Below are 771 nucleotides of genomic sequence, written 5' to 3' on the forward strand. Positions count from 1 at the left end.
CCTCCTAGCAACTGTTTAACTCGATACATCGCTGTTTCTGAGAGTGAACGTTTGTGGTATCCATACCGCTCTTTCCAATACTTATTTGAGCCGTATAATTTCTGGCAACCCACGGCGAGATTTCGAGGGTGACCACGCTCCCAGAAGGCTGCCCCTTCTCTTGGGGGAATAAGCGCAATAGCTCCCTTAATCTTAATAGCAGCGTGACACGCTCTCGTGTCGTAAGCGCCATCACCAGACACCTCAAGGATACTTCGGCGTGTTTGTTTCAGTAAGTTCGGGAGTACTTCTCCATCTGTAACCGTCGATAAACTTAGCTCAGCGGCAATGATCTCATGAGTGTTGGTATCGACGGCAATATGAAGCTTTCGCCAGACTCTACGCTTGCCATCCGTCCCATGTTTTTTGACTTTCCATTCACCTTCGCCATAAACCTTAAGGCCAGTAGCATCAATAGCTAGGTGCTGTATCGCTCCTCTCGTTTTAGTCTTAAATGAAACCTCAACTTGCTTGGCTCTACGACTGATGCAGGTGTAATGCGGACAACTTAACGGTACATGGGCTAACCTAAATATCGAGTCGATAAATCCTTGCAGCGCTCTCAATGGCATAGAAAAAACTCGTTTCACCATGAGTGCTGTCGTGATAGCTAAATCACTGAACCGACGCGGCCTCCCGCGCTTATTCTGTTTGCTTTGCGCCCAGCCGCTTATCGCCTCTTCATCAATCCAAAAGGTCAGAGAGCCACGGTTAATGAGTGATTGATTGTAT

General features: G+C 47.6%; 1 protein-coding gene. It reads right to left on the reverse strand.

What is annotated here, in order from left to right; translation table 11 throughout:
• On the reverse strand, positions 1-771 hold a 771-nt coding region (locus AACT19_RS22540), incomplete at both ends, for an IS5 family transposase (RefSeq protein WP_076648881.1).

The organism is Vibrio sp. 10N.222.47.A9 (assembly GCF_963872585.1).
GTDB lineage: Bacteria > Pseudomonadota > Gammaproteobacteria > Enterobacterales > Vibrionaceae > Vibrio > Vibrio splendidus.